At 63.9% G+C, this 15,375-nt stretch carries 16 protein-coding genes; 1 reads left to right on the forward strand and 15 read right to left on the reverse strand.

Annotated features, from left to right (window positions below):
- Positions 1-135 precede the first annotated feature (135 nt).
- Positions 136-963, forward strand: coding sequence for a posphoenolpyruvate synthetase regulatory kinase/phosphorylase PpsR (ppsR, locus tag CEY09_RS08615; RefSeq protein WP_088588321.1), 828 nt, complete (start codon positions 136-138; stop codon positions 961-963).
- 70 nt (positions 964-1,033) lie between these two features.
- On the opposite strand, the gene CEY09_RS08620 is transcribed toward ppsR, so the two are convergent.
- The 15 genes from CEY09_RS08620 to pyrH all read right to left on the reverse strand — a co-directional run bounded on the left by CEY09_RS08620 (position 1,034) and on the right by pyrH (position 15,201).
- The gene (locus tag CEY09_RS08620) at positions 1,034-1,426 is read right to left on the reverse strand and encodes a hypothetical protein (RefSeq protein WP_088588322.1); all 393 of its coding nucleotides are present in this window, start codon (positions 1,424-1,426) and stop codon (positions 1,034-1,036) included.
- Positions 1,423-2,208, reverse strand: coding sequence for a TrmH family RNA methyltransferase (locus tag CEY09_RS08625; RefSeq protein ID WP_088588323.1), 786 nt, complete (start codon positions 2,206-2,208; stop codon positions 1,423-1,425). The genes CEY09_RS08620 and CEY09_RS08625 overlap by 4 nt, the downstream gene beginning before the upstream one ends.
- Positions 2,205-2,813, reverse strand: coding sequence for a ribonuclease HII (gene rnhB, locus CEY09_RS08630; protein ID WP_006223426.1), 609 nt, complete (start codon positions 2,811-2,813; stop codon positions 2,205-2,207). Before rnhB ends, CEY09_RS08625 begins: the two co-directional genes overlap by 4 nt.
- Positions 2,800-3,996, reverse strand: coding sequence for a lipid-A-disaccharide synthase (lpxB, locus tag CEY09_RS08635; protein ID WP_088588324.1), 1,197 nt, complete (start codon positions 3,994-3,996; stop codon positions 2,800-2,802). Before lpxB ends, rnhB begins: the two co-directional genes overlap by 14 nt.
- Positions 3,993-4,787, reverse strand: coding sequence for an acyl-ACP--UDP-N-acetylglucosamine O-acyltransferase (lpxA, locus tag CEY09_RS08640; RefSeq protein ID WP_088588325.1), 795 nt, complete (start codon positions 4,785-4,787; stop codon positions 3,993-3,995). The genes lpxB and lpxA overlap by 4 nt, the downstream gene beginning before the upstream one ends.
- Positions 4,788-5,243: a 3-hydroxyacyl-ACP dehydratase FabZ gene (gene fabZ, locus CEY09_RS08645; protein ID WP_006223429.1), complete on the reverse strand. Its 456-nt coding sequence runs from the start codon at positions 5,241-5,243 to the stop codon at positions 4,788-4,790.
- 67 nt (positions 5,244-5,310) lie between these two features.
- Entirely contained in the window at positions 5,311-6,408 is a 1,098-nt protein-coding gene (lpxD, locus tag CEY09_RS08650; RefSeq protein ID WP_088588326.1) for a UDP-3-O-(3-hydroxymyristoyl)glucosamine N-acyltransferase, read from the reverse strand.
- Positions 6,409-6,425: 17 nt separating this feature from the next.
- Complete coding sequence (locus tag CEY09_RS08655; protein WP_088588327.1) at positions 6,426-6,986, reverse strand: OmpH/Skp family outer membrane protein; 561 nt, start codon at positions 6,984-6,986, stop codon at positions 6,426-6,428.
- A 109-nt stretch (positions 6,987-7,095) separates the two neighbouring features.
- Positions 7,096-9,429, reverse strand: coding sequence for an outer membrane protein assembly factor BamA (bamA, locus tag CEY09_RS08660; RefSeq protein ID WP_006223433.1), 2,334 nt, complete (start codon positions 9,427-9,429; stop codon positions 7,096-7,098).
- A 53-nt stretch (positions 9,430-9,482) separates the two neighbouring features.
- Positions 9,483-10,814, reverse strand: a complete 1,332-nt coding sequence (rseP, locus tag CEY09_RS08665) for an RIP metalloprotease RseP (RefSeq protein WP_088588328.1) — start codon at positions 10,812-10,814, stop codon at positions 9,483-9,485.
- Positions 10,815-10,858: 44 nt separating this feature from the next.
- On the reverse strand, positions 10,859-12,058 hold the full coding sequence (locus CEY09_RS08670) for a 1-deoxy-D-xylulose-5-phosphate reductoisomerase (RefSeq protein ID WP_088588329.1): 1,200 nt from the start codon (positions 12,056-12,058) through the stop codon (positions 10,859-10,861).
- Entirely contained in the window at positions 12,055-12,912 is an 858-nt protein-coding gene (locus CEY09_RS08675; RefSeq protein ID WP_088588330.1) for a phosphatidate cytidylyltransferase, read from the reverse strand. Before CEY09_RS08675 ends, CEY09_RS08670 begins: the two co-directional genes overlap by 4 nt.
- Positions 12,913-12,964: 52 nt before the next feature.
- Complete coding sequence (gene uppS / locus CEY09_RS08680; RefSeq protein WP_088588331.1) at positions 12,965-13,729, reverse strand: polyprenyl diphosphate synthase; 765 nt, start codon at positions 13,727-13,729, stop codon at positions 12,965-12,967.
- A 179-nt stretch (positions 13,730-13,908) separates the two neighbouring features.
- Positions 13,909-14,469, reverse strand: coding sequence for a ribosome recycling factor (gene frr, locus CEY09_RS08685; RefSeq protein WP_088588332.1), 561 nt, complete (start codon positions 14,467-14,469; stop codon positions 13,909-13,911).
- Positions 14,470-14,484: 15 nt separating this feature from the next.
- Positions 14,485-15,201: a UMP kinase gene (pyrH, locus tag CEY09_RS08690; protein WP_006223440.1), complete on the reverse strand. Its 717-nt coding sequence runs from the start codon at positions 15,199-15,201 to the stop codon at positions 14,485-14,487.
- Positions 15,202-15,375 lie beyond the last annotated feature (174 nt).

A 15,375-nucleotide genomic window follows, 5' to 3' on the forward strand; every position in this document is an offset into this window, starting at 1 on the left:
ATGAAGAGGCGTAGAAAACCGCCCTTCCACACGCTGACCAAACTGGCCTTGGACCGCCCTTGGGGTGACTTATAGGGGCCTGATTGTACTCGGTGGAGTACCCTCGGCTATCTGACTGGTTGGAATTTTTTACACATGACATCTACCCCGATCGTACGCACGGTATACATCGTTTCCGACAGTACCGGCATCACCGCTGAGACCTTCAGCCAGTCGGTGCTTTCCCAGTTCGAAGAGGTCGATTTCAAGCCGATCCGCCTGCCTTTCGTCGACACCCTGGAGAAAGCCGCCGAGGTCGCCATGCGCATCGACCGCAGCGCCCTGGAAGCCGGTGTACCCCCCATCGTGTTCAGCACCCTGGTCAACCCCGAGATCCTGGCCCGTGTTCGCCAGGCGAACGGGATTTTCATGGATCTGTTCGGCACCTTCGTCAGCCATATCGAGCAGGCGCTGGGCCTGAAGTCCAGTCACTCCATCGGCCGCTCGCACATGCAGGCCAATTCGGAAAAATACCGCAACCGGATCGACGCCATCAACTTCAGCCTGGCGCACGACGACGGACAGTTCGTGAACCAGCTGGACGAGGCTGACGTGATCCTGGTTGGCGTATCCCGCTGCGGCAAGACGCCGACGAGCCTGTACCTGGCCATGCAATACGCGATCAAGGCGGCCAACTTCCCGCTGACCCCCGACGATTTCGAGCGCGGCACCCTGCCCTCGACCATCGCGCCGCACCGCGCCAAGCTGTTTGGCCTGTCCATCCAACCCGAGCGCCTGGCCGAAGTCCGCAACGAACGCCGCCCCAACAGCCGCTACGCGCAGCTGGAGCAATGCCGTTACGAGGTCGCGGAAGCGGAACGCATGATGCGCCGCGAAGGGATTTCCTGGCTGTCCAGCACCACCAAGTCGATCGAAGAAATCGCGACGACGGTATTGCAGGAAGTGGGCCTGGACCGAGGCTGACGCCCCGTCCTTACCCAAACGCTGCACATGAAAAAAGGGCCGCATAAGAAGCGGCCCCCTTTTTATTTGATCATTGGCGCTGCGAGAATGGCAGCACGACCGGCTTGCCAAGCGGCACGAACATGCTGCCGCTGGGCAAATAAAAGCCCAACAGCTTGCCCGAAGACGCCACGAGATAGGCGTCCGACCCGCCGCGTTGGCCGACCCGCAGCGGTTCGCCCAGGGGCCGATAGACGTCGCCCTGCACCAAGGCCCCGACTCGCCGCCACCGAGAGCCCTCGGGCAACGTGTAGGCCTCGCCGTCCGGCACATGCGCGATGACGTCGCGCGACAGTTGCGACACGCTGGACGCCTCGCTCGCCACGACCGGCACGAATACGGCGCTCACTGGCGACGTTGAGGCGCACGCGCCCAGCAACGCCGCCAGGCAAGCAGCCGGAATTAGTGAACCAAACGCTTTCATGCACGTTCTCCCAACGCTTGCCGCCGTTGCTCGAACAGGCAGATGGCGGCCGCCGCGCCGACGTTCAAGGACTCCACCGCCACGGCGTCGTGGGGAATCCAGACTTTCAGTTTCGCCGCGGCCAGCAGCGCCGGCGCGACGCCTTGCCCTTCATGGCCGAACACCCATGCGCATTGCGCGGGCAAGCGCCCGGCATACAGGTTCTGGGCGCCGTCCAGCGCGGTGGCCACCAACGGCACTCGCAGCCGCGGCAGCAACCCAGCAAGATCGACGTGCTCGTGGATCGCCAGGGCAAAATGCGCGCCTTGGCCGCTACGCACCACCTTGGGCGACCAGGCGGCTGCGGTACCGGTCGCCAGGAACACCCGCTTGACGCCGGCTGCCGCGCAGGTGCGCAACAGCGTGCCGACGTTGCCAGGGTCCTGGATACGATCGAACAGCACGCAGTTTTCTTCCACCGCCACCGGCAGCTCCAGCGCCGGAGGCGTTACCAGGAATGCGACGCCCTGCCCGCTTTCCACGCTGGCCACCGATTGCATCAACCGGGCGTCCAGGGCCAGGCAACGGGAATCGGGGACGGCCGCCGCCAGCGCGGCGATATCGGCTTGAGACAGGCGGTCAACATCGAAGACGGCCTGATCGGGCGCGCCATGATGCTGCAGCCAGGCCTGGCACAGGTGAACCCCGTCCAGCAGCACGGGCGCGCCGCGCTTGCCCGCGGTGCCCGCCAACTTGGCCAGCGCCTTGACCGCGGGATTGTCGCGGGAACTGATGTGCTTCATGAGACCAGGCCGAAAGCCTTGATGGGAGCGAAACTGCGGCGATGCTCGGCGCAGGGCCCATGCTCGCGCAGCAGCTGCAGATGCAGCGCCGTGCCGTATCCCTTGTGCTGGTCGAACGCGTATTGCGGATACAGCGCGTGCAGGCGCATCAGGTCGGCATCGCGCGCGGTCTTGGCCAGAATGGACGCAGCGGAAATCGCCGGCACCAGGGCGTCGCCCTTGATCACGGTCTGCACTGTGCAGGCCAGCTTGGGCGCCTGGTTGCCGTCCACCAGCGCCAGTTGCGCCGGCATGGACAGGCCCTGGACGGCCCGTTGCATCGCCAGCATGGTGGCGCGCAGGATATTCAGGGAATCGATCTCGCCAACGCTGGCGCTTGCGACACACCAGGCCAACGCGCGCTCCTGGATCTGCAATGCCAACGCCTCGCGCCGGGCGGCTTTCAGCACCTTCGAGTCCGCCAACCCCTCGATCGGCCGATCAGGGTCCAGAATGACTGCGGCCGCATAGACGGCGCCGGCCAACGGACCGCGGCCAGCCTCGTCGACGCCGGCCGTCAGCATCGCCGGCTGTTCGGGGGCCGCGAACAGGTCAGGCTGCTCCACCGGCCACCTCCAGGATCGCCTGAGCCGCCAGGGCTGGCGTGTCGCGCAGCAACTCCTGGTGCATGGCGGTAAAGCGGGCCTCGACGCGCGCAATCAACGCATCGTCCGTCAGCGACGCCCACGTGGCCTCCGCCAGCTTTTCGGGCGTGGCGTCGTCCTGCAGCAGCTCGGGCACCGCGAAGTCGCGCAACAGCACGTTCGGCAGCCCCACCCAAGGCAGGTACGGCCGTTGCTGCCCGGATTTCCACGACATGATCCGGCGCATCCAGGGCGACAGCACGTACGAAATCACCATCGGCCGCTTGTAGAGCGCCGTCTCCAGCGTGGCGGTGCCGCTGGCGACGAGCACCGCGTTGGCGGCTTCCATGACCGACCACGCCACCGGCGCCTTGCGGTCGCCGCCCGCGCCATGCAGATCATCCGCGGTAATGCAGCGCAGGCCGGGCACCGGGTGCTCGGCCAGGATGGCCTGGAATTCCGCGCGCCGCTGGTCATTGACCATAGGCACGACGCATTGCAGGGCCGGATCCTTTTTCAGCAGCCGTTGCGCGGCCTGCAGGAAACGCGGCGCCAGCAACCGGATCTCGGACGAGCGGCTGCCGGGCAGAATCGCCAGCACCCGGGCGTCCTGATCGATGCCCAGCCGCGCGCGCGCCGCTGCGCGGTCCGGCTCCATCGGGATGGCGCCGGCCAGCGGATGGCCCACATACGTGACCGGAATGCCTTCCTTGCGGTAGATCTCTTCCTCGAACGGGAACAGCACCAGCATGTGCGACACCGATTCGCGGATCTTGTGGATGCGTTCGTAGCGCCAGGCCCAGATGGAGGGTCCGACGAAATGCACCGTAGGGGTACCGGCCAGGCGGAGTTGATGCTCCAGCCGCAGGTTGAAATCGGGCGCGTCAATACCGACAAATACGGCGGGCGGTTCCGCCAGCCAGCGGCGCTTGACGTCGCGATAGGTGCCCAGCAGGCTGGGCAGCCGCTTCAAAGCATCCACGTAGCCGAACACCGTCAGGGCATGCATCGGATGCCAGGCATCGAATTCGCGGGCCTGCATTTGCGGCCCGCCGATGCCTTCGCAGTGGACGCCGGGATCGCGCGCTTGCAGACCGGCAATGATACGACCGGCCAGCAAGTCGCCCGAAGGCTCGCCGGCCACCATGCCGATCCGCGTGCTCATGGACGAATGATGCCGCGCGATGCGACGTCAAGGAATTCGAGCAACGTTTGCAGATGCTCGGCCGCCTCGGGGATTTCCTGCTGGCGCTTGCGCAATTCGGCGCGCGCCGCATCCAGCGACAACCCGCGGCGGAAAATGATCTTGTACGCTTCGCGCAGGGCCGAAATCATCACCGGGGTAAAGCCCCGGCGCTTCAGGCCCTCGACGTTGATGCCTACCGGACGGCAGGGGTTACCGGCCGCCAGCACGAACGGCGGCGAATCCTGCATCAGCGAGCTATTGCCGCCCGTCATGGTGTGCGCGCCCACGCGCGAGAACTGGTGCACGCCGGTCAAGCCGCCGATGATGGCCCAGTCGCCCACGTGTACGTGGCCGCCCAGTTGCACCGAATTGGCCAGGATCGTGTGGCTGCCAATGTGGCAGTCATGCGCGACGTGCACATAGGCCATGATCCAGTTGTCATTGCCCAGCGTCGTCTCGCCGCCATCCTGCACGGTACCGGTATTCAGCGTGACGAATTCGCGCACCGTGTTGCCGTCGCCGATCGTCAGGCGCGTCTTTTCGCCCGCGTACTTCTTGTCCTGCGGCATGCCGCCGATGGAGCAGTAGCGGTAAAAACGGTTGTTGCGCCCGATGGTCGTGACACCGTCGACCATGCAGTACGGGCCGATCTCGGTGCCCGCGCCGATGGTCACATCAGGCCCCACCACCGCGAACGGTCCGATCACGGCAGTCGGGTCGATTTTTGCCGCCGGATCAACGACAGCGGTAGGATGGATATGTCCTGCCATTTACTCTTCCAGGCTGCGAATCGCGCACATCAGCTTGGCGGACGCCACTTCCTGTCCGTCGACTGTCGCGCGCGCGGCGTATTTACAGATGCTGCGGCTCAGGCGTTCGGCTTCGACTTCGATGCGCAGTTGGTCACCCGGCACCACGGGGCGGCGGAAACGCGCGCCGTCGATGCCGACCAGGTAGTACGCCGTCTTGGAGCCTTCGCACTTCAGGCCGCCGTTCTCGTCCGTAAACGAAAACAAAGCCGAGGCTTGCGCCATGGCTTCCACGATGAGCACGCCCGGCATCACCGGATGGTGAGGAAAGTGACCGTTAAAAAACGGTTCGTTGATCGAGACATTCTTGATGGCGACAATGGATTTGCCAGGCACCATTTCAACGACGCGATCAATCAGCAGCATCGGGTAACGATGCGGCAGCCTCTCCATGATCCCCTTGATGTCGAGTTCCATTTTTCTATGCTTTCCTGCGAAATGAAATAATTTTGGCGCGTGCACGCCAGGGCGGCAACCGCGCGCCCTAGTCTTTTTCCAGCGTCCGCACGCGGCGGCGCAGTTGCGCCAACTGTTGTATCACGGCTGCGTTGCGCTGCCATTCGCCATGTTCCGCATACGGGAACACCCCGGTATAGCGGCCAGGCTTCGAAATGCTGGACGTCACCGCAGTGCCGCCCGATATGTGGACGTCGTCGGTCAGGACCAGGTGGCCCGACAGCATCGCCGCGCCGCCAATGGTGCAGCGTTCGCCGATGGTGGTCGAACCCGCGATCCCGACGCACGCCGCCACAGCGGTATGCGCGCCGATGCGCACGTTGTGCGCCACCATGATCTGGTTGTCCAGCTTGACGCCGTCCGCCACCAGGGTGTCGTCAAGCGCGCCGCGGTCGATCGTGGTGTTGGCCCCGATTTCAACGTCGGCGCCGACCGTCACTCCGCCCAGCTGGGGAATCTTGCCCCAGGCGCCCTTGCCCAGCGTGGGATCCGGCGCAAAGCCGAATCCGTCCGCGCCCAGCACGGCGCCACTGTGGATGATCGCCCGCGCGCCCACCTTCACGCCTTCGTACAGTGTGACATGCGCATGCAGCCGGCTTCCCGGCCCGACGGACGATCCGGCGCCGATGACGCAACCCGGCCCCAATACCGTATCGCGGCCGATGCGTGCACCGGCTTCCACGACGCAATTGGGGCCGATACGCACGCCTTCCTCGATCACCGCGTCGGACGCGACAACCGCCGAAGGATGCGTGGCGGCAGGCTCCGCAGGCCGCCGGGCCGCATCGAACCACTGCGCCACACGCGCGTAAAGCAAATAGGGATGTTTGCAGACGACCAGCGCGAACGGCGGCCGGACAGCCCCTTCGGCTTCCAGGGCCTCGGCGACGTCGGCGGAGACGATGACCGCCCCTGCCTGCGTCGAGCCAAGCTGGCTCTGGTAGCGGGGGTTAGCCAGGAAAGCGATTTCCTGGCTGCCTGCCGAAGACAGGGTCCCGATGCCGCAGACCCGCAAGGGGTCCGCGCCGGGGGCCGTGCTGATACGCCAGTCCATGCCCTGGGTATTGGCAGCGCTCAACAGTGCTTCAAGCGTCGGCGCGCGGGCAAGATCCAGTAAAACCGGCATAACTCGACGGGTACTGCTTACTTGCCCAGGCTCTGAATCACCTTGTCGGTGATGTCGATGCGCGGGTTGACCGTCACGGCGTCCTGGATGATCAGGTCGTAGCTTTCTTGCTCGGCGATGCGCTTGATGGCCTCGTTGGCCTTCGTCACGATGCCCGAGAATTCTTCATTGCGGCGACGATTGAAGTCTTCCTGGAATTCGCGGCGCTTGCGCTGCAGGTCCGTATCCAGGTTCGACAGTTCACGCTGACGCTTGACGCGGTCCGACTCCGACAGGACAGGCGCGTCCTTGTCGAACTTTTCGGCTTGCGAACGCAGGCTGTTGTTCAGGCGCTGGAGTTCGTCGTCGCGCTTCTTGAATTCAGCTTCGATCTTGCTTTGCGCCGTCTTCGCCGGGCCCGACTCACGCAGGATCCGCTCGGTGTTGACGAAGCCGATCTTGGTGTTTTGAGCTTGTGCGGGAATCGCAGCAGCCGAACCGAGAATGAGCGCACCCACCAGGGCAATGGAGCCGCCCAGCTTGCCACGGCGCTTGGCACCCGGCGTATTCGATGATTTAAGTGCGAAATCAGACATCATGAAAATCTCACCTTCCAGTAAGGCAAAGCCAAAGTATGTATTGTGCCACTAAACAGCAAGGGAGCCGGGCCGGTAGGCCCCTCCCTTGTTTTCAAGCGTAACGGCGCGCTTAGAAACCTGTCCCGATCTGGAACTGGAAGCTTTGCTTGTCGTCACCCGCCTTGGAATTGAGCGGACGAGCGTAGGACAGCTGTAGCGGACCCATCGGCGACTGCCACGACAAGCCCACACCGGCCGAGAAGCGCCAGCCGCAAGGATCTTCGACCTCGGTGTTGTTACGTCCGCGGGTGCAGCTCAAACCGCTGCCCGCCGCCACCTGACCCGCGTCGCTGAAGATGAACCAGCGCAGCGTGCGGTCCTTCGAGGCGCCCGGGAACGGCAGGTACAACTGCGCGTTGGCAATCACGCGGCGCGTACCGCCCAGATAATCGCCCGTGAGCGTATCGCGCGGACCCAGCGACGAACCTTCGTAGCCGCGAACGGTGCCGATACCGCCGGCATACACGTTCTTGATGATCGGATAGTTCTTGCTGCCGTAGCTGCGGCCCCAATCCACCATGCCGTTAAGCGCCAGGGTGTAGGAACCGCCCAGCGGCACAAAGTACTGTTGCTGGCCGGTCAGCATGGTGTATTGCAGGTCGACCGTGGACACGTCCGCCTTCAGGCGCGTATACGAACCCTTGGTCGGCGCCAGCGCGCTGTCACGCGTGTCGTTGGACCAGCCCGTGCTGAAGATCACCGAATTCGTCGAATCACCGTACTGGCCGACGAAGTCCTTGTAGGCCTGCGGCGAATTCGTGAACAGGTCGATCTGGTTGTGTTCGAAGTTCGCGCCCAGGAAGATGCGGTCGTATTCCGAAATCGGAATGCCGAAGTTCATGCCCAGGCCGATCGCCTTGACACGATAATCGCCGTCGTTGTTGTTCCAGGGTTCGGTCACGCGATAGTACGCGGACGTCGTGCGGCTGATGCCGTCCTTGGTCCAGTACGGATCGGTGTGCGACAGCACGATCGCGCGGTTCGTCTTGCTGGTGTTCAACTGCAGCGTCAGGTTGGTGCCGCTGCCGAAAACGTTGTCTTCACTGATACCGGCCGACAGAATCGCCTTTTCGGACGAGCCGTAGCCCACACCCAGGTTGATCATGCCGGTGGGCTTTTCCTTCACGTCGACGTTGACGTCGACCTGGTCGGGCGAGCCCGGGACCGGATCGGTCTTGACGTTGACGTCGCTGAAGTAACCCAGGCGATCGACGCGGTCGCGCGAGGTCTTGATGTCCTTGGCGTCGTACCAGGCCGCTTCCTGCTGGCGCATTTCGCGGCGCACGACTTCGTCGCGCGTGCGGGTGTTGCCGCCGATCTGGATCCGGCGCACGTAAACGCGGCGGCTCGGGTCGACGTAGAACGTCAGATCGGCTTCATGCTTGGCACGGTCCAGCTGCGGGTTCGGGTTGACGTTGGCGAACGCGTAACCCAGCTCGCCCAGGTAGTCGGTGATGGCCTTGGCCGAATCGTTGGCCTTGGCAGCCGAGAACGTTTCATTCGGCTTGGTCTGCACCAGCGCGTTGATTTCCTTGTCCAGACCCAGCAGATTGCCGGCCAGCTTCACGCTGCGGACCTTGTAGGGTTCGCCTTCGTGAACGGTGATCGTGATGTTGATGTCCTTGCGGTCCGGCGAGATCGTGACCTGCGGCGGCTCGACCGAGAATTCCAGGTAGCCTTGGTCCAGGTAGAACGAGCGCAGGCGTTCCAGATCGCCCTCGAGCTTTTCGCGCGAGTACTTGTCGGTGTCGGTGTACCAGGTCAGCCAGCCCGGCGTCGTCAGCTTGAACTCGTCCAGCAGATCGCTTTCCGAGAAGGCCTTGTTGCCGACGAAGCGGATTTGCTGAATGCGCGCCACGGAGCCTTCGAACACGTCGAAGCTCACGCCCACGCGATTGCGCGGCAGCGGGGTCACGGTGGACGTCACTTCGACGCCGTACTTGCCCTTGGACAGGTACTGCTGCTTCAGTTCGTATTCCGCGCGTTCAAGCATCGAACGGTCGAAAATGCGGCCCTCGGCGAATCCTACCTGGCCAAGCGAGGTGGTGATGGCCTTGGAATCGAATTCGCGCATGCCGTTGAAGTTGACGGAGGCGATCGTCGGGCGTTCCTGCACGACCACAACGACCACGTTGTTGTCCGTCTGGATCTGCACGTCGGTGAAGAAACCCGTGCCGTACAGGCGGCGGATCGCTTCGGTCGCTTCTTCTTCCGTGAACTTTTCGCCGACCTTGACGGGCAGATAGCCGAACACCGTGCCGGCGTCTGTCCGTTGAATACCCTCTACGCGGATATCCCGCACGACAAAAGGGTCGAAGGCTTGGGCCATGGCCGGCAGCAGCAATGCGGCGATCAGACCCGGCAGTACACCCTTTTTGTGATGAAACATCCGGCGAAAAGACATCCTTGAGTATCCTCGGTCGTGCAAATGGCGGGGGATTTTATGCTAAATCGCGTTTAAGTGAACAAACGCGTGAAATCGTTGAACAGCGCAAGCCCCATAAGGCCTGCCAATAAACCTATGCCGGCGCGCTGTCCGATATCGATCCACCTCGCTGGCGGCGGGCTACCCCGCACAATTTCGACGAGATAGTACAGCAGATGGCCACCATCCAGCATAGGAATGGGGAGCAAATTTAGTACGCCCAGACTGATACTGATCAACGCGATATAGGCGATATACGCAACAATGCCGATTCTGGCGGTCTGGCCGGCGTAATCCGCAATCGTGACGGGGCCGCTGACATTGCGCCACGACACGTCGCCCGTCACCATGCGACCCATCATGCGCAACGAGAACCAGGCGGTATCCCAGGTGCGGACGGCGCCGCGCCACACGCTTTCGAAAATGCCGTAGCGCACGGTGACCATCGGAATATCGCCGCCGAGCTGCACGCCCAGGCGGCCGATTTCCTGGCCGTTGACCAATTCAGGGCGCGGCGTGACGTTCAGCGAGATATTGGCGCCGTCTCGCACCAGGGTCAGCGACAGCGTCTTGCCGGCGCTTTCCTGGATCTGCTTGACCAATGCGCCGGTGTCCGGCGTGGGCTGGCCGTTGACCGCGATGACGAGGTCGCCCTGGCGCAGGCCTGCCGCCTGCCCTTCACCGCCGTCGTTGACGGCGCGCACGGCAGGCTTGGGCTGGGCCAGACGGATACCGGCCGCAGCCAGCGGATCGCCGCCGGACGGGTCCATCGCGTTGGCGGGTAGATTCAGTTCACGCTGCTGGACGGCGCCAGATGGCGTCGTGACCTCGATCTGGGCGCGGCCGCCCGTGGCCATGACATCCATCAGGCGCCAGCGGGCATCCGACCAGGAGCTGACTTCCTGGCCGTCGATTGCCAGGATGCGGTCGCCGGGCAGCAGGCCGGCCCGGGCAGCCGGCGTATCCACCGCGGGTTGAGCGATGATGGCTTGCGGCTCATCCGTGCCGGCCATGTTCAGGCCGGCATACAGGAAGACCGCAAGGATCAGGTTGAAAATGGGACCCGCGGCAACGATGGCAATACGCTTGCCGACGGACTTGTTGTTGAAGGCGCTGGCCACCTCGGCAGCCGAGGCGCCCGGAGGGGGATCGTCCTGCATCTTGACGTAGCCGCCCAGCGGCAAGGCGGAAACCGCCCACTCCGTGCCGTGGCGATCCGTGCGGCGCAGGATGACCTTGCCGAAGCCCACCGAAAAACGCAGCACTTTCACCCCGCACAGGCGGGCTACCCAGTAATGTCCCAGCTCATGGAAGATGATCAGGGAGCCAAGCGCAACCGCAAAGGCCAGCAGGGTGAAAAGCATCGGGATCGGGATCTAGAAAATCTGAAAGCAAGCGCGGCCGGCCCTCAGGCCAGCCCCAGGTTACCTGCGAAGCGGCGCGCGTCGGAATCCAGCGCAAGCACATCGTCAAGACTGTTGAGCGTAACAGATGCCTGCCGCGCCTGCCACTCCAGGGAGGCCTCGATCACTCGGGGAATCCAGGTATAGGCAAGCCGTCCGCCCAAAAACGCCTCGACGGCGACCTCGTTGGCGGCATTGAGCGCCACGCAGGCCGCCTGCCCCGCCCGCAACGCGGCGAACGACAGCGCCAGGCACGGGAAGCGGGCCAGATCGGGTTTTTCGAAGTCCAGGCGGCCCAGTCGGGTCAGGTCCAACGGCCCCACGCCGCTATCGAGCCGCTCGGGAAATCCCAGGCCGTAGGCGATGGGCGTGCGCATGTCGGGCTGGCCCAGTTGCGCCAGGATGGATCCGTCGCTGTACTCCACCATCGAATGCACGACGCTTTGGGGATGCACCACGACCTCGATGCGGTCGGCCGGCATGGCAAAGAGCCAATGCGCCTCGATCACTTCCAGGCCCTTGTTCAGCATGGTGGCCGAATCGACCGAAATCTTGCGTCCCATGCTCCAGTTGGGATGGGCGCACGCCTGGTCCGGGGTCACCTCGTGCAGGTCTTCCAGGTCATGGTTCCGGAAGGGGCCGCCCGACGCCGTAAGCAGCAGGCGCCGAACACCGGGGGCCTGCGCGTCGGGCGCGCCAGCACGCCCGCCATGCGGCATGCACTGGAAGATGGCGTTATGTTCGCTGTCGATAGGCAGCAATTCTGCGCCGTTGTCGCGAATTGCCTGCATGAAGAGCGAGCCTGCGGCAACCAGCGCCTCTTTGTTGGCCAACAGCACGCGCTTGCCCGTGCGGGCGGCGGCCAGCGCCGCCGGCAGGCCGGCAGCACCGACGATGGCAGCCATGACCGAATCGCATTGCGGGTCGGCGGCAGTGTCGGCAAGCGCTTGGGCGCCCACGCGAATTTCAGGCATGGGCAGGGATCCGGCCCATGCCGCGACAAACCGCTTGCGGGCAGCCTCGTCGGGCACCACCACGACGGCGGCGCGGCTGGCCTCAGCCTGCTCCGCCAGACGCTCCATGCGGCTGTACGCGGACAGCGCGTAGACCGCCAGCCGCTCAGGATGGCGGGCAATCACATCCAGCGTGCTCTCACCGATCGAACCAGTCGACCCCAGCACGACGACGCGTTGAAAAGCCCTCAAAACAACACTCCAGACAAAAGTAGCGCGAACGGCGCGACGGGAAGAATCGCGTCGATACGGTCATAGACCCCGCCATGGCCGGGCAGCAGCGTGCTGGAATCCTTGCGGCCAGCCCGGCGCTTGAGCAGCGACTCGAACAGGTCCCCCACAATGGACAGCACGCCAAGGAGCGCGGCGATCGGCAAAGCCAGCCAGAAGCTCCAGCGCTCGACCAAGGCAGCGCCGAACGAACCCGACCACAAACTGGACAGACCAATCCAGACCACGGCGCCCAGCACACCCGCGATGGCGCCTTCGATGGTCTTGCCCGGACTGACTCGCGGAGCCAGTTTACGCTTGCCGAAGGCGCGGCCGGCAAAATAGGCTGCGATGTCCGCAACCCAGACCAAGGCCAGGAGCGACACGACGAAGCCCGCACCGCGCGCCATGAACATCTGCGCCAGCACCGCCCACGCGGCAAATGCCGCCGGCACCGAAAACGTCGACCAGCCGAGGCTGGCGGGCGCGGCGTCCGAGCGCCCGCGGACCACCGCGGTCACGCCGCCGAACAACCAGACGGCGGCCACGGCAGGCACGACGTAGTACAGCACCCAGGCCGGGTCGCTCGCACCGGTTCCGTCGCCCGTCAGCCAGGCGGAAGTCAGCGCCAGCATGCCGGCAAACAGCAGCACGGCGACGCCGACGGAAATCAGGGGGGACGGGGGTTGCGGCAACGTCAGGCGCAGCCACTCCCAATTGGCGCACGCGGCAGCCAAGGCGAGCAAGGCGACGAACCACCAGGGATTGGCGCTGATCATCGCGGCCGCCAGAATGGCCAACAGAATGACGGCGGTAACGATACGCTGGCCCAACATATGACGGTCTCCTCGTGTGCTGCTTTGGAAAGACGCGCTGGTCGCCGTCTGCTTATTGCGCGCCGTTTTCGCTGACTTGCGCGCTGGTGCGGCCAAAGCGCCGTTCGCGGGTGCGATACCAGTCAAAAGCCGCTTGCAGCTCTGCGGCGCCGAAATCCGGCCAATAGCGGTCCGTGAAGTAGAACTCCGCGTAGGCCATCTGCCAGATCAGGAAGTTGGAAATGCGCTGTTCGCCGCCGGTGCGGATGAACAGGTCGGGCTCCGGCGCCCAGGACATGGACAGGTGCTTGGCCAAGCGCTCTTCGTCCACCAGCTCGGGGCGGGTGGCAAGCGCCGGCTCAGCCGCCAGCATGGCGCGGGTGGCCTGCAGGATGTCCCAGCGGCCACCGTAGTTGGCGGCCACCGTCAGGTGCAGGCGGTCATTGTGCGCGGTACGCGCCTGGGCCGCGACGATGAGCTCCTGCAAGCGGGGCTCGAACGCGCTCAGGTCGCCGATCACATGCAGGCGGACGCCCTGCTCTTCGAGCTTGCCGATCTCGCGTTCCAGCGCCTGCACGAACAGGCGCATCAACAGCGACACTTCTTCGGCGGGCCGGCGCCAGTTCTCGGAACTGAACGCGAACAAGGTCAGGTAACGCACGCCGGCGCGGCCGCAGGCCTCGACGACGCGGCGCACTGCCTGCACGCCCTTGGCGTGTCCGGCCGTGCGGGGAAGCAACCGACGCGTTGCCCACCGGCCATTGCCATCCATGATGATGGCGACGTGCTCGGGGATGTCGCGAGTATCGGGAACCGCCTGGGTCGAACTGGTTGCCATGGATCGGGAAATGCGCGGTAGACCGGCGAAAATCAAAAATGCGGGAGAAAAACCTGCGCCGTCGTTCCATCGCTGCTGCATAGCGGTGCTGCGGGGCAATGGAAAGGACGGCGCATAGGCAAGAAATCCTTACGCCGGAGCAAAACGGGCAAGCCGCTTGGCTCCAGGGCGCTTCAGAATTATACGGTCATGATTTCCGCTTCTTTCTGGACGACCATCTTGTCGATGTCGGCCACGGCGCGATCGGTCAGCTTTTGGATATCGTCCTGCGAACGACGCTCGTCGTCTTCGGAGATTTCCTTGTCCTTGACCAGTTTCTTCAATGCTTCGTTCGCTTCGCGGCGCAGGTTGCGCACGGCGATCTTGGCATCTTCGCCTTCGCTGCGCACGACCTTGGTCAGGTCGCGGCGGCGCTCTTCCGTCAGCGCCGGCATCGGCACGCGGATGGTGTCGCCCATCGAGATCGGGTTCAGGCCCAGATCCGATTCGCGGATGGCCTTTTCGATCGGGCCGGACATCTGCTTTTCGTAGGGCTGCACGCTCAGGGTGCGGGCGTCCACGAGGTTCACGTTGGCGACCTGGCCAACCGGCACCGGCGAACCGTAATACTCGACCTGCACGTGGTCCAGGATGCCGGTATGGGCGCGGCCCGTACGGATCTTGCCCAAGTTGATCTTGAGGGTATCAAGCGACTTGGACATCCTGTCTTCGGCGGATTTGCGAATTTCTGCGGCGCTCATGGAATTTCCTTTTCTTTAAACGTGTACCAACGTGCCTTCGTCTTCGCCGCTGACGACTCGCTTGAGCGCGCCGGACTTATTGATCGAAAACACTTTGATCGGCAGTTTCTGGTCACGGCACAGCGCGAACGCGGTGGCGTCCATGACTTCCAGACGGCGAACGATCGCTTCATCGAAGCTGATGCGCGCATAACGCGTAGCGGTGGGATCCTTGTTGGGATCCGCGCTATAGATGCCGTCCACTTTGGTGGCCTTCAACACGATCTCAGCGCCGATTTCAGCACCGCGCAGGGCGGCGGCCGTATCGGTGGTGAAGAAGGGGTTGCCGGTACCCGCGGCGAAGATGACTACCTTGCCCTCTTCCAGGTAACGCAAGGCCTTCGGGCGGATGTAGGGCTCAACGACCTGATCGATGTTCAGGGCGGATTGTACGCGGGTGTCGATACCCTTGTGCTTGAGCGCGTCTTGCAGCGCCAGCGCGTTCATGATGGTAGCCATCATGCCCATGTAGTCGGCGGTGGCGCGGTCCATGCCCTGCGCACCCGGGGCGACGCCACGGAAAATATTACCTCCGCCGATGACGATGGCCAGTTCGACGCCCGTGGCGGCGACCTCAGCGATCTCATCGGTCATGCGGACGATGGTGGCGCGATTGATGCCAAATGCATCATCGCCCATCAGCGCCTCGCCGGAAAGTTTGAGAAGAACCCGTTTGTATGCTCTGCTGCTCATAGGTGATATCCCGAAGAACAATCCGACGAAAGTGTAAGACAAGAATGGGGGAGACCCCCAACACCGCACCCGCTACTCGGGTTTGCTGCCCCTCGGCGACCTGCGCTTTGGGATGGCCTGCGGCGAAAAAGGCCGGACTAGAATTTAATCTAGTGCCGGCCTTTAAGCACTACC

The sequence above is a fragment of the Achromobacter marplatensis genome, assembly GCF_002209535.1.
GTDB lineage: Bacteria > Pseudomonadota > Gammaproteobacteria > Burkholderiales > Burkholderiaceae_B > Achromobacter > Achromobacter marplatensis.